This is a genomic window from Sulfuricaulis sp. (assembly GCF_049587675.1).
Taxonomy (GTDB): domain Bacteria; phylum Pseudomonadota; class Gammaproteobacteria; order Acidiferrobacterales; family Sulfurifustaceae; genus Sulfuricaulis.
Window position 1 is genome coordinate 1 of sequence record NZ_JBAVEJ010000190.1, and the last position, 18,540, is coordinate 18,540.

The following is an 18,540-nucleotide window of genomic DNA, read 5'->3' on the forward strand; positions in this document are numbered from 1 at the left end:
TGCCGCCGCCGCGTGGAATGATGGTGAGCCCGAGATCGATGCAGGCGCGCACGATGTGCACCACTTCATTCTCGGTGTCGGGCGTGATGACCACGAACGGCAGCTCGACGCGCCAGTCGCTGGCATCGGTGACGTGCGACACGCGTGTCATGCCGTCGAAGCCGATGTTGTCGCGGCGCGTGACGCGCGCCAGCCGCTTGAGCGCTTGCTGGCGCAAGTGCTTTTGCGCCGGCAGCCAGGCCTCGAAACGGCGCACCGCCACGCGCGCCGCGTCCTCGAGCCGGAGCGCGAGTTCATTGCCTTCGGCGCGCGCCAGGATCTGGTCGAGGCGGTGATGCAGCGCATGCGTGAGCGACTTCCAACGCTTCGGGTTCTCCATGAGGTCATCCTGGATGAACGGGTTGCGGGTGATGACCCACATGTCGCCCAGCACTTCGAACAGCATGCGTGCCGAGCGTCCGGTCCGGCGCTGCCCGCGCAGGGTCTCGAGCACCCCCCAGGTTTCCTCGCCGAGAAAACGGATGACGATCTCGCGGTCGGAGAACGAAGTGTAGTTGTATGGAATCTCGCGGATGCGCCGGCTCGCGAGCGCCTCGCTGATGCCGCCGGGTGTCGCGCTGTTCGGGGAAATGGACATCATGGATAGAGAATAATACGCTTCCTGTCACCCGTGCGGGGTGTATTTACAGACGCTGACTCCAAATATTTTTTAACCGTACGGGCGTTACCAATCGCTTAAAGCCTTGTATTTCACAAAGGTATCGACGATGACAATAGCGCCCCGTCCGCACACGAAAACCGTTCCACATCACGGCGTGGGGACGCGGGTACGGCGGCTGCGCTGGACCGCGTTCGCGCTCGTGTCCGTGTCCTACATGCTGGCGTTCTTCCACCGCGTGGCGCCGGCCGCCATCGCTTCCGATCTGCAGCAGGCATTCAGCGCCAGCGCCGCGGCACTGGGCGGCCTCGCCGCGACTTATTTTTACGTGTACACCGTGATGCAAATCCCGACCGGCATCCTGGTGGACACCATCGGGCCGCGCCGCATCGTCACTCTGGGCGGCATCGTGGCCGGCGCCGGGTCTCTTATGTTCGCTTATGCCGCGACGCTGACCGAGGCCTCGATCGGCCGGTTGCTGATCGGGCTGGGCGTGTCGGTGACGTTCATCGCGCTGCTCAAGCTCAACGCCGCCTGGTTCCACGACCGCCACTTCGGCACCGCAGTTGGGCTCACGCTGCTGCTTGGCAACGTCGGCTCGGTGTTGGCGGCCGCACCATTAGCGTGGGTGTTGCAGTTCACGTCCTGGCGCACGGTGTTCGTGGTCCTCGGCGGTGTGTCGTTCGCGACCGCCGCGCTGACCTGGCTGTTCGTGCGCGATCATCCGGGCGAGGCCGGCCTGCCAAGCCTGCGTGAGCTGGACGGCGAGGCGGCGCATCCGCGCCACGAGGGTCACTGGTTCGAGGGGCTCATGACCGTGCTTCGCAACCGCCTCACCTGGCCGAACTTCTGGATGAATCTCGGCGTCGGCGGATCGTTCCTCGCGTTTGCCGGGCTGTGGGCGGTGCCGTATCTGCAGGGCGTGTACGGCATGGATCGCGCCGCCGCCACGCTGCACACGAGCCTGATGCTGGCGGGCTTCGCCATCGGCGCGATTTCGGTGGGCACGCTGTCCGACCGCGTGGGCCGGCGCAAGCCGGTGCTGATCGCGACCGCCTTCGTTCATCTGCTGTGCTGGTTGCCGCTGGTATTTTCCCTGCCGATGCCGCGGCTCGCGAGCTACCTGTTGTTCCTGCTCATGGGATTGAGCGCCGCGAGTTTTACCCTGAGCTGGGCATGCGTGAAGGAAGTGAACCCGCACGCGCTCTCCGGCATCGCCACCAGCGTGGCCAACACCGGGGTGTTTCTCGGCACCGGCATCCTGCAGCCGCTGGTGGGCTGGACGATAGATCGCGCGGGCATCACGACAGGCGCCGCGGCACAGTACCACGCCGGCATGCTGATCTTCTTTGCCTGTGTCGTGTTCGGATTTGCCGGCAGCCTGCGCGTGCGCGAAACCTACTGTCGCTACCTCCATCGCTAGCTTGTGCGGATTCATCGGGGTGATGGTCCGGGGTGGATTCTCATCGGCACGTAAATTAGGTACCGTAAGCCCGGGCCCGCCAGGAGAGACGAGAGGCATGACGGACCCCACTCAAAAAATGGAGAAGAATCATCAAAGCTTCACTCAAACCCGGCATTACTCACGAACTCAGATTCCGCTTGCCGGAATCCAAAACCGTCCCGCATCTGTATCCGGAGGCGCCGGAGTTCCAGGCGATGCCGCGCGTGTTTGCCACCGGTTTCCTGGTCGGCTTTATCGAGTGGGCCTGCATCCAGGCGGTGCACGCGCATCTCGACTGGCCGCGCGAGCAGAGCGTGGGCACGCACGTGAATATCAGCCACCTCGCGGCGACGCCGCCGGGGCTGGAGGTCGTTGCGCGGGTACGGCTCGTCGAGGTCGACGGCCGGCGGCTGGTATTCGAGGTCGAGGCGAGCGACGGCGTGGACGTGATCAGTCGCGGCACGCACGAACGTTTCATTATCGACGTGGAGAAGTTTGTGCAGAAGGCCGAACAGAAAGCCGCAGCGGCCGGAGGGTAACGGATATCAGTCGCGCGGCTTTATGTCACGCCGTGTTGCTTGAGCCACGCCTGCATGCGTTTCCAACCGTCCAGTGCTGGACCCGCGCGGTAGCTCGGGCGGTAATCGGCGTTGAAGCCGTGCGGGGCGTCGGGATAGATGACGATCTTCGAGGGGTTCTTCGCCGCCTTGAGATCGCTCTGCATCATCTCTATGGTCTTCACCGGGATGCTCTGATCCTCGGCGCCATAGAGCCCGAGCACCGGGGCCTTGAGCGATTTGACGAGATCGAGCGGCTGCTGCGGATGCAACGGATCGGCATCGCCCGTGAGTCGTCCATACCACGCGACACCGGCCTTGAGCTTGGGATTGTGCGCGGCGTACAGCCACACGATGCGCCCGCCCCAGCAGAAACCGGTGATGCCGAGTTTCGCGCCGTCGCCGTTGTTCTTCGCCGCCCACGTCGCCGTGGCGTCGAGATCGCTCATGACCTGCGCATCGGGGACCTTCGTCACCACGTCCTGGAGAATCTTTTGAATGTCCGTCATCTTCGAGACATCACCCTGGCGCGCGAACAGTTCAGGCGCGACCGCGAGATAACCGAGCTTGCCGAGTCGCCGGCAGACGTCACGGATATGCTCGTGCACGCCGAAGATTTCCTGTACCACCAGCACAGTAGCCAGGTTCTTGCCTTTCTCCGGCATCGCGCGATAGGCCGGGATCTGGCCATCCTCGACGGGGATATTCACCTCGCCCGCGATCAGGCCCTTGCCGTCGGTCTGGATCACGGTCTGCGCCGCGATCGGGCGTACCGCCGCGGCAAAGCCGGCGGCCAGCACGGTGACGATGAAATCACGACGGGTGAATTCCGTGGGTGGGGACAGACTCAATAGATCTTCCTTGATGTTCATGATTCTCCCTCCAGAGGCGCCTGGCTGCAGGCAGTGCCAAGCGGAGTCCATGTTACTACCGGACCCGGCGGGAAAAAATACGACCATGTGCGGGGGTTTAGCGTCGCAAGCCGAGTGGATCGTCCGGATTCACGCCATCCTGAAACGGTTTCTTGCGGTCGTTGTTGGTGACCTGATAAACCTTGCCGATCCAGTTGTTGATCACGGCCTCGGCGGTGTCGTGCCAGGTGTTGTCGAGGTTGGGCACGACGATGGATTCCGGCAGGCCGGGAATCGGAGTGCCCCTGGCCTTGGCCGCGACGACCACGTCCCGGTGCTCATCCAGAATCGCCTCGGTGATGAGGCTGAAGTAGTTTTCCGGGAACGGCGGGTAATCAGCGCGTTCGCCTTTCGCAAAGCGCGCGATCTCGCGCTTGTATTCCTTGAACAGGCTGATGGTGTCGTATTCCGGGTGCCCCTGGAAAAATATGAGGCGAAAACGGTCCTCGCTCGCGGCCAGGTGCACGCCGGCCTCGTCGCTTTCGGCCAGGATATGCAGCCCCGCGGCCTCGAACTGCTCGCGGTCGATCTGGTTGAAGCGCGAGTGCGGTACGTCGAAGCGGGTATTCACGTCGGACACCAGCGGGTGCGTGCGATCCACCACGCTGTGTGAATAAACCCCCCAGCGCTTGAAACCCAGGTGCCGGCGCTTCTTGCCGTAGCGGAACTGGAGCACGGCGTGGGTCGCGAGGCACGAGCACAGCGTGGATGTGACGTATTCGTAGGCCCAGTCGATCACCTTGTTGAGCGGTTTCCAGAACGGCTCGAGCGCCAGATCCGGTTGAGTCACGTTGGCGCCGGTGATGATCAGTGCGTCCAGTCCCTGTTCCTTGATCTGGTCGAAGCTCTCGTAGTATTGACCAACGTAGGCTTCCGCCTCGGTGCCGCGCTTGAGTTCCTTCACCGTGAACGGGTGCATGTAAAACTGCGCGATCTGATTCGACTCGCCCACGAGCCGGAAGAACTGGCGCTCGGTCGCGGCCAGTGCCGCGTCTGGCATCATGTTGAGCAGGCCGATGTGCAGCTCGCGGATGTCCTGATGCAGCGCGACATCGCCCGCAACAACGTTCTCGCCTTCCTGTTTGAGGCGGTCGAAGGTGGGCAGCTTGGAATTGGCGACCAGCGGCATGGCGGAACCCGGGTTACCTTTCCAGAACCTTTTCCACGAGACGCAGGAAGCCCGCCTCATCGCGCACTTCCTTGAGCTCGTCGGTGGTAATCGTGTAACCGTATTTATCCGCGATCGCCTGGTAACGTGGCACGCGCGAGTAGAACAGGCGCGGGAACATCCAGCGCACGAAGTCGTCCGGGTCGATCTGTGCCACGTAAGCGCAGCCCTTGTCACGCAGGTAGATCCCCAGTTGTTCGTCGAGGAACGCCTCGCGATAGTACAGCGGTTTCGGATCCTCCTCGGCGCGGCGGATCAGTTCCTGTTCGTCTTTTTCGTTGGCCTTGAGATACAGGATCAGGGTGTGTTCGGCCAGTATCTCGATCGTCGCCGGATCGTCGAGTTCGCACAGCGAACCGCCGGCGTCGTTGACGAAGTGGCGGTAGCCGTAGATCTCGCCGGCCTTGCGGATGAATTCCGGCACGTCGCGCATCGCCGCGATCTCGGCCTGGCGGTGCAGTTCCTGGCGGTGCTTGAATTCCTTGAGGCCGAGACCGCCCTTTTCCGGGTTGCCCAGCTTGCCGAGAAAACTCGACACCGGCTGGAGATTGTCCACGGTGATGTTATTGCGGATGTAAATCGAGTCCGAGCGCAACAGGTCACGCAGGAACGGCACCTGCATCGCCTGCTGCTTGATGTGGTCGAGGATCGGCTCGTCGAGATAACGCGTGCCGATGCGGTAGTCGCCCGAATAATGGAACCAGTTGCGCTTGCGCAGCCGCGCGGCCAGGCGGGTTTTGCCCACCCCGGACATCCCGAGGAGAGTAACGCACTTGTTGTCCCAGGCCTTGAAGTCTTTGGCGCTTAATTTCATCTTGGTGTTGTTCGCCGATGGTCTGTCTATTGTATGACAGGATCGGCCGAATCGCCTGTGCCCGTCACGGCGCGCGGCATCGCGCCCGGTCGCCTCGTCATTCCCGGAACTCGCCGCTATAATGGCCGCCCTTTTGGACCCGACCGACTAACGCATGACCACCGCTATTCCGATCAAGCTCGAGGGCGATATAAAAATCACCCCCGAGAACAAATGCACCTACTGCCGGGGCGCGACTTGCTGCACCTACTACACCCACCACATCGATACGCCGCGTTCGATGGAGGATTTCGACCTGCTGCTGTGGCAGATCTCGCACCAGAACACGCAGATGTACAAGGACGAGGACGGCTGGTATCTGCTGATCAACAATCCCTGCCGGCATCTGCAACCCGGCGGGCGCTGCGGTATCTACGAGACCCGCCCGCAGATTTGCCGCGAACATTCGAACGATGGCTGCGAATTCGAGGGACCGAGTGGCGAGGAGGATTTCGAACTGTTTTTTCGCGACTACGATTCGCTACTCGCCCATTGCCGCAAGAAGTTCAAGCACTGGGACCGGCGGTTCATGGGCGCTGGCCCGCCGAAGGCGCGCGTCCCACAAGCTCAAGCGTAAATATGTTTCCCAGCGCCTGACGCAATTCGCGACCACTGACGGGTTGGCCGGTGGCGGTAGTCTGCCAGACGGCGCAGCTTAAGCGCGACACCAGCGGTTGACGCGCCGACTGGAGTTCAAGCACCCGCGCCTGTATCTGAAAACCTTCCTGGGTTTCGGTCTCTGTTCCGGTTCGGGCAATGACAAATTCATCCGCCGTGATGGTCTGGGGCGCGTTCTTCGGTTCGCGTAATTCAAACTTGCAGTGCGGGTGATAGCGGCTGACCTGCGGCCATGGCAGCCACTGTCCTCCCTGCAGGTAAATCGCCGCGGCAAAAGCCGGGATCGTCACGGACTGGTGCAGCACCAGGCGCGAGCCGAGGGGAATGACGAAGTAAGGAGAATTTTCGTCGGTCTCGCCGCGGTTCTGGCACGACGAGAACAGCAATGGCAGTGTCAGCAGCAGGCGCTTCAGGTTCATCGCGGTAATCCGGTCCACGGGCGGGTGATGATGCCAGATTGGATGCGTGGCGTCGCGCCGCGCTACGTGGCTACTTACGGTGCTTGTCGGAAGAAATAACTAACTTTTATGCGGGGCCAATTGCAGCGTGAATATCTTGCCCAAGACCTTGCGTATTTCCATGATTGAAACATGCTGGCCTTCGGAGGGATATGCCGATTGTCCGCAGCTCAGAAGGTATACGTCGGGCTGCCTGGCGGAGCGCAGCATGAGCCGCGTCCTGTAGGTCTGCAGGCTGGCACCGCCGTGGTCCATCCCGACGTTGAGCCCGATACCGGCCGACATTTGCGCGAGCTGAAGACTGTCGAGCGCGACGCTGTCACTGGTTTCCTGCACCACCTTGATGATTTCGAAATCGTCGGGCTCCACGGTTTGCCCCGTGTCCCGGCGATGAATCAGTTCGAATTTGCAGTGCGGATAATACTGGTTGGTCCGACCCGCCGGCACGACCTCGCCGCCTTGCAAAAATACCGCCACCTGCTCGGCCGGAATGGTAACGGTGCGGGTGAGCGTTAGGATTGAGCCCACTGGAATGGGATAATAAGGCGAGTTCTCGTTGCCCTCGTAGTCCGCTGTCTGGCAGGCGGCAAGGAAGGCAACAACAGACAGGAGAATAAGCTGTCGCATATCTACCTCCTTCACGGGGTGTCGCGGTCCCCTCAAATGATATGCCTAATATCTTTACCCTGACAGCCGGGCCCGCCGTCAATAAAATGCCTTCTCTCCGTGGGGACGCACGCGAAAACGTTTGTACACCCACTGATACTGCTCCGGCGCGGCGCGCACGCATTTTTCCACCATGGCGTTGACCGTGGCCGCGGAAGATTCGATGTCGCCATGATTGATGTCCGATGGTGCGGGGAGAAAATGCAGGTGGTAACCGCGGCCGTAAGGCAGGCGTTCGGCGTAGCCGAATATCACGGGCGCGCCGGTTTTGAGGGCGAGGCGTGACAGCAACACCATGGTGCTCGCCGGAATACCGAAGAAGGGTGCGAACACGTTGCCGCTGCGCGCGGACGGTACCTGATCCGGCAGGATCCCGACCATCTCACCGCGCTCGAGCGTCTTGTACAGCGCGCGGATGCCGGTGTTGTCGGCGGGCACGAGGCGCGCGCTGAAGCGCTCGCGGGTAACGCGCATCAGTTTCCCCAGCTGCGAAATGGACGGTGCGCGGTACAGGCTGGTCATGGGGTGATGAAGCGAAGCCCAGAGCCCCACCATCTCCCACGCACCCAGGTGCGGAGCCGCGAGCAGCAGCCCCCGGCCATGGTGTATGGCTTTTTCCAGCGTGTCTTTCCCGCTGACTCGCCGCACCAGCCGGCGGATTTTTTTTTCATTGCTGGTCCAAAGCACGCCGATCTCGGTGACGGACTTGCCCGACTCGATCATGTTGCGTCGCAATAACCGCCGACGCGCCCGTCGGCTCATTTCGGGAAAACACAATTCAATATTGATTTCGGCGGTGCGCCGGCGCTTGTTGGGGATGACCAGAAATAACCAGCCTAAAACGGCACCCAGTGCGTGCGCCATCGGCAGGGGAAGCGCGGCGAACAGATAAAACGCGAGCTTGAGAAAAAACGCGCGCATCAGGAGCCGGGCATGATCTCGCGGAAACTGCGGATACCCCGGAATTCGCCTACGTCCTTTTCCGGCAGTTTCGAGTCAGGTTGGTACACGGCGAGCAGATGGCCGATGCCGTGGGCACGCGCCGAACGCAGCACCGGCAGGCTGTCGTCGATGAGTAGCGCGGATTCCTTATTGAATGGCTGGATTTTCTGCATCTTGTCCCAGAAGTCCGCATGCTCTTTCGGCAGCCCGAGATCGTGCGAGCACACCACGGCGTCGAAATGCCCGCCGAGCGCGGTGCGCCGGAACTTGATGGCCAGCGTCTTGCCGTGGGCGTTGGTGACCAGCACGATGCGTTTCCGGAGTGCCTTCACCGCTTCGAGAAAATCCAGCACGTGCGGATGCACGGCGATCAGATGATTGACCTCTTCCTTGAGTTGCGGAATGTCGAGCCGTAGCTCGCGGCTCCAGTAGTCCACGCAATACCAGTCGAGCGTGCCTTCGGCGCGTTTGTACCGTCCCAGCACCTCGGCTTTGGCTTCCTCGGCGGGAAGCGCGTGCGCCTCGGCGTAACGGCGCGGGACGTGTTCGAGCCAGAAGTGGTTGTCGTAGTGCAGGTCGAGCAGCGTGCCGTCGAGGTCGAGCAGCAGGGTATCGAGATTATTCCAGACGACCATGGACGTGGACAGCGGGAAGGCGAGCGGTATCAGCGGCCGTGCAGCCAGGCGTCGGCCGTCGTCGTGTCTTCGAAATGTTTTATCTCGGCGTCGGTAAACGCGGACGGTAGCCAGCCGAGCCAGGTTGCCCACAGCTTGCCCGTGACCACGGCGATGCGCCGGAAATCGTGGGCGTGAGCGCGCGTGAAGCGTATGTCTTCCCACATGACATCCACTGTGTAACCCGACATCTTGGTCAGGTTGAGCAGCAGTTTGATTTTGGGCCCCCCTCGCAATTCACTGTTGACGGCTGCCTCGAATTCGCGGAAATCCGCGAGCGAAAGCTCGGCATAGACCGACACCTTGAGCAGGTCCTTTTCTTCCTCGATGACGATCATGTGGGCAGGTCTCGCGACGTGAAATTTCCTTCGGCACAAGCATATACCCGATTCCCCAAGGATGAAATTCCCATATTTTGTTCCCGGGACAAAAAGGATTAATCTTGACTAACTTAATCCCGCCACCCGTCATGAACCGGAAGCCCGTCATTACCGACACCGAAACCATCGCCCGCACGCGTCTGTTCCGCGTTGAACGTGTCGGGTTGCGTTTCGCCAACGGACGCGAAGTGAGCTACGAGCGCCTGCGCAGTTCTCCGGCCGGCGCGGTGATGGTGGTGCCGATGCTGGACGACACCACGGTACTGCTGATCCGCGAATACGCCGCCGGGGTGGAACGCTATGAACTGGCGCTGCCCAAGGGACGCATCGAAGACGGCGAATCGATCGTCGCGGCCGCCAACCGCGAAATCATGGAGGAGATCGGCTACGGGGCGCGGCGCCTGACCCATCTCAAGTCGGTGACGCTCGCGCCCGGTTATTTCAGCCATGCCACGCATCTGGTGCTGGCTCAGGACCTGTACCCCGAACGGCTCGAAGGCGATGAGCCGGAGACGATCGAAGTCGTGCCGTGGTCGCTCGACCGCCTGACCGAGCTCTGCGCGCGGGAGGAATGCACCGAAGCACGCTCCATCGCCGGTCTGTTTCTGGTGCGCGATCAGCTGGTGGGAAGAGGCTGAGCGCGCATGACGGATTTCAGTCCTTGTGATCATCTGGAGGCGGTGCGCGAGATCGCGCACGCCGCGGGCCGGCGCATCCTCGACGTGTACGAGCGCGAGTTCAAGGTCGAGCACAAGGAGGATCGTTCACCGCTGACCGAGGCCGACCGCGCCGCGCACGATATTATTACTTCACAGCTCGAGGCGCTGACACCCGACATCCCGGTGCTGTCGGAGGAATCGGCCAAGGTGGATTACGCCGAACGCGCCAGCTGGAAACGCTTCTGGCTCGTGGACCCGCTCGACGGCACCAAGGAATTCATCAATCGCAACGGCGAGTTCACTGTCAACATTGCCCTGATCGACGGGAATCGGCCGGTGCTGGGCGTGGTGTACGTGCCGGTGCCGGCGCTCACCTATTACGCCTGCGCTGGACAGGGGGCGTACAAGCAGAAAGGCGAGTGCGCGATTCAACCCGCTCACGTGCGCCGTTTTGACGGCGGCAAACCGATCGTGGTGGCGAGCCGTTCGCATGCCGGCCCGGAAACAGAGGCTTTTCTCAGGAACCTCGGCGAACACGACGTGGTTAGCATGGGCAGCGCGCTCAAGCTGTGTCTGGTCGCGGAAGGCGCGGCCGACGTGTATCCGCGTCTCGGTCCGACGATGGAGTGGGACACGGCGGCGGCACAGTGCGTGGTCGAAGCCGCCGGCGGGCGCGTGACCGATCTCCATCGCCAGCCGCTGGTCTACAACAAACCCTCGCTGCTGAATCCGTGGTTCCTGGTGAGCGCCGCCGGCGACTACGACTGGTATCGGCACCTTCCCGCCACGTGAATGGCGCGCTCCCCGACGACATCCCCAATACCCCTTTACCTTTGTATCGACCAGGGCGGACACGCGAGCCGCGCGCTGGTATTCGACGGCCGTGGTGTGTTGCACGCCAGCTCGCTGCGCGAAGTCGGTGTTCAGGCGCTGCCGCCGGATCGGGTGGAGCAGGATCCGGAAGAATTGGTCGCTTCGTTGCAAGCGGTGATCGCGGAAGCGGTTGTGGCTCTCGGCAGTCGTGCCGATCAAATCGTCAGCGCCGGAATCGCCACCCAGCGATCGAGCATCGTCTGCTGGGACCGGTGCACGGGCGCGGCGCTGTCGCCCGTCGTCAGCTGGCAGGACCGGCGCGCGCACGAATGGCTTGGCCGGTTTTCAGCGCACGCCAGCGAAGTCCACCGGCGCACAGGCCTGATGCTCTCGGCGCATTACGGCGCATCCAAGTTGCGCTGGTGCCTCGATTATCTGCCGGCGGTCACGGCGGCCCGGCGCGAAGGACGCCTCGCCATGGGACCGCTCGCCAGTTTTCTGCTGTTCCGGTTGCTCGCGGAAAAGCCGCTGCTCGCCGATCCGGCCAACGCCGCGCGAACGCTGCTGTGGAATATCCGCACCATGGATTGGGATCCGTGGCTCCTCGAGCGCTTCGGCGTGCCCCAAGAGCCGTTGCCGCGTTGCGTGCCCACGCATCATCCCTTCGGCACTCTGCACTTGAAAGAACGCCGCATCCTTTTGACCGTTGCCACGGGCGATCAGTCAGCGGCGCTGTTTTCGCTCGGTTCTCCACAACCGGAGGCTGCTTATATCAACATCGGTACCGGGGCATTCATCCAGCGCGCGTTCCACCAGGCGCCGGAGGCCGACGGTCTGCTCACCGGCATGGTTTACCGTGACACGGACCGGGCCGTCTTCGTGCTGGAAGGCACCGTCAACGGTGCTGCTGCGGCGCTTCGATGGGCGGAAGGTGAATGGGGATTGGAAAACATCGAAGCGCGCTTGCCGGAGTGGCTGGCATGCGAAGGCGATATTCCGCTTTTTCTCAATGGCGTCGGCGGCCTGGGCGCGCCGTACTGGGTGGCGGAATTCGACTCGCGCCTGGTCGGTGACGGCGAGCCGTGGCAAAAGGCGGTAGCGGTGGTCGAGTCCATTGTATTTTTGCTTCAGACAAATCTTGAACTCATGCAGACGTTTCCGCCGTCAACGGCGCGTCTGGCGGTGAGCGGCGGACTGGCCCGCTACGATGGCCTGTGTCAGCGGTTGTCGGATTTAAGCGGCTTGGCGCTGTACCGGCCGGCGGAGCATGAAGCCACCGCGCGCGGGACGGCGTATCTGCTGGCGGGATTTCCCGATGATTGGCCGGAGGAAAAACCGGGCACGCCGTTCGTACCGAAAAAAAATGCCGGACTCAGACAGCGCTATCAGCGCTGGCGCGTGGAGATGCAGCGCGCACTGTAGAACCGTCGTCGTCAGAAGCGACAGGTTTCAATATTCTCTCCTCAGGGCCGTTCGAAGCTGTGCGAGGCCCAGATGCTTTCCCATTGTGCTTCACTGCCGCGTGGCGCCGGGATCATGTGCACAGCGGTCACGAGCCAGGTGCCGCGGCGCTTGATATCGAAGATCACGCGTCCGTCCGGGTCGGTGCGCGCCTTGAGCTTGTCGAGCGGTGCGGCCTTGTTGAAGGCGACCACCAGCGCGCCGGCGAGCGGCCGGTTTTCATACAGCAGACGGAAGGGAACCGGTCCGTTGCCGGCATACGGACTTTTTTCCGCGACCAATTCGATGCGAAAGCCCAGTACCCTGTCCGCCGGTGCCGCGGCAGCGCCGCTCATGACCAGCGCCTTGGCGCAACGCGAATAGTTTTCCGTGATTTTCCCCGGCGACGGTTTGCCCTTGAGGAGCGCCAGATTTCGTTCCAGCCCTTCCTTGATCAGGTAGTTTTCGAATTCCTCCGCGGTATCGAAGCTCACGGAGAATTTTGCGCTGCGGTAACCGATGACTGTCAGCCCCGCCGCCGTGATCGGCACCGTGCCGGCCGGGTCGTCACCCGGCAGCCCGGGGACGGGCTTCTCTCCCTGGGCGTTGACATAAACGTAGCGCTCGAACCATTCCGGGATATACGGCGCCGGATCGCCCTTGAAATCCATGCCCACGTAAAGATGCACGGGAACTTTCTGCCCCACGGCCGGATGGAAGCTCTCGGGCTCGATCCAGAAATCATGGGCCTGAACCGTCGGGACGAAGCAAACAAAATAGAAAAGTGCCGCACGCCGAATCGCATTTTTTACAGTAGACTGACGACGTTTTGGGGAGAACATGGCGGTTTGTGGACTGGCAGACGGTTAAACCGGAAGCGGCTCAAGCATAACACAGCCACTCTGAGCGCCCCTACGCGGAACTCTTTGTTGTCGCCATGATGAAAAATCATTTCTGGTTTATCGTGCTCGCGCTGGCAGCATTGTGCTGGCCGTTCGGTTCAATGGCGCATGAAATCCGCCCGGCCATCGTAACGGTCACGTTCAAGGCCGATGGCCGTTATCAGATCGATATCTCCGCCAACATGGAAGCGGTGCTTGCCGGCGTCAGCCCGAAGCACGCCGACACCAACGAGTCGCCGAACGCGCGCACCTACAATCAGCTGCGAGCGTTGCCGGCCGCGGAACTGAGGGCGCGCGTCCAGGATTTTTCCAGGACCTATCTTGCCGGCATTGCCATTGAGTTCGACGGCGCGCGGGTAAACCCGGTACTCGAATCGATCGAGGTGCCGGACGCGGGCGATCTGCAACGCGCGCGGTTGAGCACGCTGCATCTGGCCGGAACCACGCCTGCCGGCGCGCGCGAGTTCCGCTGGACCTATGCACCGGAGTTCGGTTCCAGCGTGCTGCGTTTGCAGAAGGAAGGCCGCGAAGGCATGGCGGCGTTCTGGCTCAAGGAAGGAGTCCTGAGCGAGCCGTATCCACTCACCGGGGAAGTCAAAACGATGGCGCGCGGCGAGGTCGTGCAGCAGTACACGGCGCTCGGGTTCACGCATATCCTGCCCAAGGGGCTGGATCATATTCTCTTCGTGCTCGGCCTGTTTCTGCTCAGCGTGAAGTGGAAGCCGCTGCTGATTCAGGTCACGTCGTTCACGGTGGCCCACACCATCACGCTGGGCCTGTCCATCTACGGATTCATTTCGCTCTCACCGGCGATCGTGGAACCGCTGATTTCCGCCTCCATCGTGTACGTGGCGATTGAAAACGTGATCACGTCCGAACTGAAACCATGGCGCGCGTTCGTGGTGTTCGGCTTCGGTCTGTTGCACGGGATGGGATTCGCCGGGGTGTTGAGGGAAATTGGTTTGCCGCGCTCGGAATTTCTGACGGCGCTGCTGACGTTCAATCTCGGTGTGGAGCTGGGCCAGCTCAGCGTTATCACGCTGGCTTATCTGCTGGTCGGCCTGTGGTGGAAGCACAAGCCCTGGTATCACCAGCGCATCGTGCGCCCGCTCTCGATCCTGATTGCCGCGGTCGGATGTTACTGGACGGTGGAGCGGGTCTTCGGTTGAGCAGCCCTAGCCGGTTTGCTGTTGCCGGGGGGATGATGGGGAGAGATTGTAGTCGTTATGACGTCGCGCCCCCGCCACGCGCCGCTCCACCCCGCGCCACCACTGGCGCTTCATGCGTTGTTCCGGACGCGCACGATAGACACACTCGCGCACGGACAAGCGGCTGCCGTTCAGCATGGTTTTGTGCAGGTTGACGATCGCTTCGCCGGCGGCCTGTTCCGGCACCAGATACACATGGCCGTAGCCCAGCGGCAAGCCGGTGGCGGTGTCGCGCATGACGATGACGTTGATGATCGTGCCATAACCGCCAAACAACTGGCGCAGATCGTCCGCCGTGACCGCCGCCGAGAGATTGCCCACGAAGATATTCATTCCCGCCCCTGGGTGACCTGATGATCTAATTATTTTGCGTCATTCTCTGCAAGCAATGCGGGGCTGACAAGCGGTCTCTCGCGTGCGCTGAAAAAGACCTTTTGCGCCAATGAGTTCGGAAGCAATGTCGATGCGATTTGCCAACCTGAATAGACTTAGTTTTCAGCCGCAGATCGACAAAAGCACCGCTCAGGGTGAAAGACTGATTTCGGATGTATCGGCGCGCGGCGCACGCGCAGGCAGGGATTTTTTCAGCAGGCGCATTACTTTGACCGCGGTCGCGCGGTAGCCCGTGAGTTTCCCGCCGTAGACGGTAATGAGTCGCACGCTATCGGGATTATCCGGATGCAGGATGGTCTCACGCGAGCGATGAAACGCCGCTCCGGAGCCGTGCGGCAGCACGCGCAGGCCGGCAAAGCTGCCGAGCAACTTGCCGCGATGGTCGGGGAAATAACGCCACAGCGTTTCCTGTAAATACGCGACTTCCTCCGGCCGCGCGCGTACTGCCGCGGGATCGCCGTCGAAGGGAGTTTCCGTCGTGCCGATCAAGGTGTGTTCCTGCCACGGCATAATGAAGACGGCGCGCCCGTCTTGCGGCGCTTCCAGGTAATAGATGCCATGGCGGGTTTCGTTCTCAACAATGATGTGCGCGCCCTGGACGAGGTCCACAGTCAGCACTGCGGGACGCGGGGTGATGCGCTCGAGCACTGTGCCGACCCACGGGCCGGCCGCGTTTACCAGGGTTCTGGCGCGGCAGATATGTTCATCCTGGCCCTCAAGGAGGTGAACCACAAAATCATCACCTCGGCGCCTGGCCAACAGGAAGTTCGCCGGGCAGCGCAGCTCGGCGCCGAATTTCTGCGCCGAGCGCATCACCGCCTGGGTCAGCAAAGTGTCGTCGGTCTGCGCGTCCTCATAGCGAAACACGGCTTTCAGGCCACGGGTATCGAGCCCGTCGAGACTGTCCCAGCGCGAGCGTGGCAGAGTGTCGAAGTGCGCATGGCGCGAAAGACCGCCGAGCAGGGCATAGAGGCTGAGTCCGGCGCGGATCATCCACGGCGGGCGGTGACTGTTGCCGTAGACAGGAATGTGGAACGGAATCCGGTGCACCAGGGCGGGCGCGATCCGCAGGAGGATTTCACGTTCGTGCAGTGATTCGCGCACCAGCCCGAACCGGGCATTTTCGAGATAGCGCAGTCCGCCGTGGATGAGTTTGCTCGAGCGGCTGGAGGTGCCGCTCGCCAGCGCCACGCGCTCGATCAGTAATACCGAGTGGCCCGCGGCCGCGGCCGCCTGAGCCACGCCCACGCCGTGAATGCCGCCGCCGATGACCACGACGTCGTAATCCGCCGCGGACATCAGCGAGCGTCCGGGCGCGCCAGTTCCTGGAGCATCTCGCCGACGGCGAAGGTCTCGATGAAATCGACGCCGCGCGCGGCCAGGTCCAGGGCCACACGCGGCTCCGCGACTTCGAAAATGACGAGCTTCATGCCCGGTAGCCGGAGTTCTCCTTCCCGCGGCAGATCGGTAACGTCGCAGAAGAGAAACTGCGGCTGGATGGCGGCAATGAGTTCCTGATGACGTTCTTTCCAGTAATCGATGACCACGCCGATTCGTTGCCAGCCGTCACGGCGCGCCGTGAGCAGGGCTTCCAGGGCATAGGAGATCAGCACGCATTGTTTGAGTGCCGGTTTGAGCGCACGCCGCACGAGATTCAGCATCGACTCGACGCCGAAATGTTCGAGACTGGAGCGCTTGAGCTCGATGAAGGCGATGACGTCCCGGTGGCGCTGCAGGAAATGTCCGAGCTCGGCCAGGCGGGTGATGTGCACGTCGTTGAAACGGTCGCCGAATTTCCCCGGCTCGCTCGCGCGAAACGCCCACAGCTCGTCATAACGGAAATCTTGTATCCTGCCGTCCACGCCGCAGAGGCGCTTCAGGCCACGATCGTGAAACAGCACCGGCACCCGGTCGCGGGAGATTTGCACATCCACCTCGACGAAGCGTGCCCCCGCGGCCACGGCGGCCTCGATGCCGACCAGGGTGTTTTCCGGATAATGCCGGGGGTAACCCCGGTGTCCCACCAGTTGCGGGATGATCATAGGGCAACTTTAGCATTACTGGTTTGAAGAATTTGGAAATATGCCAGTAGCCGTCAGCCGTGCGGGAAAATCATGCAGACTCATGGGTTGATAACCGTGACCACGCCGTTGGCGGCGTTATAGGTAAAGGAACGCGTGGGGCTTGTACTGCGCCGATAGGTGTAGGTGCAGGTTTGACCGGCGCGTGTCACGCGATAATCGAAGGCGGTGCTGGTGCCGGTCGTGATCGATGGCGCGATTTGGAAGATCCCGTTCCAGACATTGACGCAGGTGGCGGTGCCGGTGATCGTGTTGGAACCGGCGGTGTCCGTGGGATAGCCGGCCGTGTTGACATCGACGTTGTTGTTGCCGAATCCGGGGAGATTATCAAGTGCTCCGGTAAGTCCTTTGGCAAAATACGCGGCGTGTACCAAGATCACGGCGGTACGGAATGAACCGGCAGTGGCCGCCACGGAACTCTTGTGTGCCTGGGCATCAATCCGTGTGAACCGTGGCAGCGCCGCTGCCGACAACACGGCAAGCAAGACAATGACTGTGATCAGTTCGACGAGGGTCAATCCGCGGGCAGAAGGGGGCATGAACCGGATCGCAATGTCTACAAGTGAATATCAACAAGCTTAGTCGTGCCGGATGAGGCCGACAACACTTAAAATAGCCGGATTCCTCAGGAAAAACCTGATTTCGCAGACGCTGTCTTCGCAGTTTAGAATGAGCGCCGAGAGCAGTCATTGAATAGAAATTTGTGAATACCCACAAGAAAGACGATCGAAAAATCCGCCTCGGCATCAGCAGTTGCCTGCTGGGCCAGAAGGTGCGTTTTGACGGCAATCACAAGCACGACAGTTTTCTGACCGGGACGCTCGGCCAGTTCTTCGAATGGGTACTCGTCTGTCCCGAGGTCGCCATCGGCTTGGGGATTCCGCGTCCGCCGATACGGCTGGTAGGTTCACCGGCGTCACCGCGCGCCGTGGGCGTAAAGGATGCGTCAATCGACGTGACGGACAAGCTCGCCGCCTACGGAATGCGCCAGGCGCACGCGCTTGAAGGCCTCAGCGGCTATATCTTCAAAAGTAAATCTCCCAGTTGCGGTATGGAACGCGTCAAGGTTTACCAGACCGGGGGTGCGCCCGCCGCGAACGGCCGCGGAATCTACGCCGACGCCTTTCTTTCCGCGCAGCCCTGGCTGCCGTCGGAGGAGGAAGGCCGGCTCAGCAACCCGCGCCTGCGGGAAAACTTCATCGAGCGCGTTTTTGTCTACCGGCGCTGGCAGGAACTCGTGGCGCGCGGGCTGTCCGCCTCCCGGCTGGTGGAGTTTCACACGCATCACAAGCTCGCGCTTATGGCGCATGACGTCGAGGCCTACCGCGCGCTCGGCCGGATGGTGGCGCAGACCGGGCGGCGCAACCTGAAAGAGTTTGGGCATGATTACATTCATCGGTTAATGGTTGCGCTCCAGCGGCCGGCGACGGCGGCGCGCCACGCTAATGTCATGATGCATTTGATGGGCTATCTGAATAAGCAGCTCGACGCCGAAGACAAGGCCGAATTGCTCGAGATGATCCATGCCTATCGGCGGGGCGAGACGCCGTTCGCGGCGCCGCTGACGCTGCTCAGGCATTATTTCCGGCGCTATCCTGACCCGTACATCCTGCGCCAGACTTATCTTCATCCCGACCCGCGAGAGCTGCTGCTGCGCGGCGGTTTCTAGCGTGGCGCGGTGCTGGTGTGCCTGGCGGGCATGCTGACCATACGGC

General features: G+C 61.8%; 22 protein-coding genes. 8 read left to right on the plus strand and 14 right to left on the minus strand.

Annotation, left to right across the window (positions count from 1 at the left end):
* Positions 1–637 (minus strand): DUF3683 domain-containing protein (locus tag WB402_RS09820; RefSeq protein WP_424207366.1); only part of this gene is annotated, 637 nt, incomplete at its 3' end.
* A 130-nt stretch (positions 638–767) separates the two neighbouring features.
* Between WB402_RS09820 and WB402_RS09825 the strand changes: the two genes are divergently transcribed.
* The gene (locus WB402_RS09825; protein WP_424207368.1) at positions 768–2,081 is read left to right on the plus strand and encodes an MFS transporter; all 1,314 of its coding nucleotides are present in this window, start codon (positions 768–770) and stop codon (positions 2,079–2,081) included.
* Between the two features lie 131 nt (positions 2,082–2,212).
* Positions 2,213–2,641 carry a thioesterase family protein gene (locus WB402_RS09830; RefSeq protein WP_424207403.1) on the plus strand — a complete coding sequence of 143 codons (429 nt, stop codon included), beginning with the start codon at positions 2,213–2,215 and terminating at the stop codon, positions 2,639–2,641.
* Positions 2,642–2,661: 20 nt separating this feature from the next.
* On the opposite strand, the gene WB402_RS09835 is transcribed toward WB402_RS09830, so the two are convergent.
* From WB402_RS09835 to WB402_RS09845, 3 genes are all read right to left on the minus strand, one after another.
* A complete protein-coding gene (locus WB402_RS09835) occupies positions 2,662–3,531 on the minus strand; it encodes a dienelactone hydrolase family protein (RefSeq protein ID WP_424207370.1) in 870 nt (289 codons plus the stop codon).
* Positions 3,532–3,628: 97 nt separating this feature from the next.
* The gene (gene metA / locus WB402_RS09840) at positions 3,629–4,699 is read right to left on the minus strand and encodes a homoserine O-succinyltransferase MetA (RefSeq protein ID WP_424207405.1); all 1,071 of its coding nucleotides are present in this window, start codon (positions 4,697–4,699) and stop codon (positions 3,629–3,631) included.
* Between the two features lie 13 nt (positions 4,700–4,712).
* Positions 4,713–5,552, minus strand: coding sequence for an ATPase (locus WB402_RS09845; RefSeq protein ID WP_424207372.1), 840 nt, complete (start codon positions 5,550–5,552; stop codon positions 4,713–4,715).
* A gap of 154 nt (positions 5,553–5,706) precedes the next feature.
* Between WB402_RS09845 and WB402_RS09850 the strand changes: the two genes are divergently transcribed.
* On the plus strand, positions 5,707–6,168 hold the full coding sequence (locus WB402_RS09850) for a YkgJ family cysteine cluster protein (RefSeq protein ID WP_424207374.1): 462 nt from the start codon (positions 5,707–5,709) through the stop codon (positions 6,166–6,168).
* On the opposite strand, the gene WB402_RS09855 is transcribed toward WB402_RS09850, so the two are convergent.
* The 5 genes from WB402_RS09855 to WB402_RS09875 form a co-directional block, all read right to left on the minus strand.
* The gene (locus tag WB402_RS09855; protein ID WP_424207376.1) at positions 6,119–6,628 is read right to left on the minus strand and encodes a hypothetical protein; all 510 of its coding nucleotides are present in this window, start codon (positions 6,626–6,628) and stop codon (positions 6,119–6,121) included. The two genes, WB402_RS09850 and WB402_RS09855, sit on opposite strands and share 50 nt — an antisense overlap.
* Before the next feature lie 99 nt (positions 6,629–6,727).
* The gene (locus WB402_RS09860) at positions 6,728–7,294 is read right to left on the minus strand and encodes a hypothetical protein (protein ID WP_424207378.1); all 567 of its coding nucleotides are present in this window, start codon (positions 7,292–7,294) and stop codon (positions 6,728–6,730) included.
* 78 nt (positions 7,295–7,372) lie between these two features.
* Positions 7,373–8,254, minus strand: coding sequence for a lysophospholipid acyltransferase family protein (locus tag WB402_RS09865; RefSeq protein ID WP_424207380.1), 882 nt, complete (start codon positions 8,252–8,254; stop codon positions 7,373–7,375).
* Positions 8,254–8,910: a GMP/IMP nucleotidase gene (gene yrfG, locus WB402_RS09870; protein WP_424207382.1), complete on the minus strand. Its 657-nt coding sequence runs from the start codon at positions 8,908–8,910 to the stop codon at positions 8,254–8,256. The genes WB402_RS09865 and yrfG overlap by 1 nt, the downstream gene beginning before the upstream one ends.
* A gap of 29 nt (positions 8,911–8,939) precedes the next feature.
* On the minus strand, positions 8,940–9,287 hold the full coding sequence (locus tag WB402_RS09875; RefSeq protein WP_424207384.1) for an STAS/SEC14 domain-containing protein: 348 nt from the start codon (positions 9,285–9,287) through the stop codon (positions 8,940–8,942).
* Positions 9,288–9,418: 131 nt separating this feature from the next.
* Between WB402_RS09875 and nudE the strand changes: the two genes are divergently transcribed.
* Genes nudE through WB402_RS09890 form a run of 3 tightly spaced genes read left to right on the plus strand, consistent with a single transcriptional unit; the run spans position 9,419 to position 12,223 of the window.
* Entirely contained in the window at positions 9,419–9,967 is a 549-nt protein-coding gene (gene nudE, locus WB402_RS09880) for an ADP compounds hydrolase NudE (RefSeq protein WP_424207407.1), read from the plus strand.
* A gap of 6 nt (positions 9,968–9,973) precedes the next feature.
* The gene (gene cysQ / locus WB402_RS09885; RefSeq protein ID WP_424207386.1) at positions 9,974–10,780 is read left to right on the plus strand and encodes a 3'(2'),5'-bisphosphate nucleotidase CysQ; all 807 of its coding nucleotides are present in this window, start codon (positions 9,974–9,976) and stop codon (positions 10,778–10,780) included.
* On the plus strand, positions 10,781–12,223 hold the full coding sequence (locus WB402_RS09890) for an FGGY family carbohydrate kinase (RefSeq protein WP_424207388.1): 1,443 nt from the start codon (positions 10,781–10,783) through the stop codon (positions 12,221–12,223).
* 41 nt (positions 12,224–12,264) lie between these two features.
* On the opposite strand, the gene WB402_RS09895 is transcribed toward WB402_RS09890, so the two are convergent.
* Complete coding sequence (locus WB402_RS09895) at positions 12,265–13,083, minus strand: DUF4198 domain-containing protein (RefSeq protein ID WP_424207390.1); 819 nt, start codon at positions 13,081–13,083, stop codon at positions 12,265–12,267.
* A gap of 95 nt (positions 13,084–13,178) precedes the next feature.
* On the opposite strand from WB402_RS09895, the gene WB402_RS09900 reads away from it, so the two are divergent.
* Positions 13,179–14,312: a HupE/UreJ family protein gene (locus tag WB402_RS09900; protein WP_424207391.1), complete on the plus strand. Its 1,134-nt coding sequence runs from the start codon at positions 13,179–13,181 to the stop codon at positions 14,310–14,312.
* A gap of 6 nt (positions 14,313–14,318) precedes the next feature.
* Here WB402_RS09900 and WB402_RS09905 read toward each other — a convergent pair whose 3' ends face one another.
* The 4 genes from WB402_RS09905 to WB402_RS09920 form a co-directional block, all read right to left on the minus strand.
* Positions 14,319–14,684, minus strand: coding sequence for an RNA recognition motif domain-containing protein (locus WB402_RS09905; protein ID WP_424207393.1), 366 nt, complete (start codon positions 14,682–14,684; stop codon positions 14,319–14,321).
* A 189-nt stretch (positions 14,685–14,873) separates the two neighbouring features.
* A complete protein-coding gene (locus tag WB402_RS09910; protein WP_424207395.1) occupies positions 14,874–16,043 on the minus strand; it encodes a glycerol-3-phosphate dehydrogenase/oxidase in 1,170 nt (389 codons plus the stop codon).
* A complete protein-coding gene (locus WB402_RS09915) occupies positions 16,043–16,786 on the minus strand; it encodes a glycerophosphodiester phosphodiesterase family protein (protein ID WP_424207397.1) in 744 nt (247 codons plus the stop codon). The genes WB402_RS09910 and WB402_RS09915 overlap by 1 nt, the downstream gene beginning before the upstream one ends.
* An 80-nt stretch (positions 16,787–16,866) precedes the next feature.
* The gene (locus WB402_RS09920; RefSeq protein WP_424207399.1) at positions 16,867–17,364 is read right to left on the minus strand and encodes a prepilin-type N-terminal cleavage/methylation domain-containing protein; all 498 of its coding nucleotides are present in this window, start codon (positions 17,362–17,364) and stop codon (positions 16,867–16,869) included.
* A 164-nt stretch (positions 17,365–17,528) separates the two neighbouring features.
* On the opposite strand from WB402_RS09920, the gene WB402_RS09925 reads away from it, so the two are divergent.
* Positions 17,529–18,494, plus strand: coding sequence for a YbgA family protein (locus WB402_RS09925; protein WP_424207401.1), 966 nt, complete (start codon positions 17,529–17,531; stop codon positions 18,492–18,494).
* Positions 18,495–18,540 lie beyond the last annotated feature (46 nt).